Origin of the sequence: Bradyrhizobium sp. YR681, from assembly GCF_000282615.1 — a bacterium.
GTDB lineage: Bacteria > Pseudomonadota > Alphaproteobacteria > Rhizobiales > Xanthobacteraceae > Bradyrhizobium.
Map to the genome: position 1 here is coordinate 1 of NZ_AKIY01000278.1, position 631 is coordinate 631.

Sequence of the window (631 nt, forward strand, 5' to 3'; positions counted from 1 at the left end):
GCTGGCATCGCCGACGAGAAGGTCGACCTCGGTCGGACGGAAATAGGTCGGATCGATCTTCACCACCGTCTTGCCGCTGTTCTCGTCCACGCCGGTTTCGTCGACGCCAGTGCCCCGCCATGCGATGCGGCGGCCGACCTGCGCAAAGGCAAGCTCGACCAGCTCACGCACCGAATGCATCTCGCCGGTGGCAAGCACGAAGTCGTCAGGCTTGTCGGCCTGCAGGATCCTGCGCATGCCCTCGACATAGTCGCGCGCATGGCCCCAGTCGCGCTTGGCCGAGAGATTGCCGAGATAGAGCGTCTCTTCCAGCCCGACCTCGATGCGCGACACGCCGCGGGTGATCTTGCGCGTGACAAAAGTTTCGCCGCGGATCGGGCTCTCATGATTGAACAGGATGCCGTTGGACGCGAACATGCCGTAGGCTTCGCGGTAGTTCACCGTGATCCAGTAGCCGTAGAGCTTTGCGACGCCGTAAGGCGAGCGCGGGTAGAACGGCGTAGTCTCCTTCTGCGGGATCTCCTGGACGAGGCCATAGAGCTCGGAGGTCGAGGCCTGGTAGAACCGCGTCTCTTTCTCCATGCCGAGGATGCGGATCGCTTCCAAGAGGCGCAGCACGCCGATGGCGTCG

1 protein-coding gene is annotated in these 631 nt (G+C 63.4%); it reads right to left on the reverse strand.

Going from position 1 to position 631, the window contains the following annotated elements; translation table 11 throughout:
• Positions 1-631, reverse strand: a 631-nt coding sequence (locus PMI42_RS30265; protein WP_008141707.1) for a GDP-mannose 4,6-dehydratase, incomplete at both ends; no start/stop codon positions are given.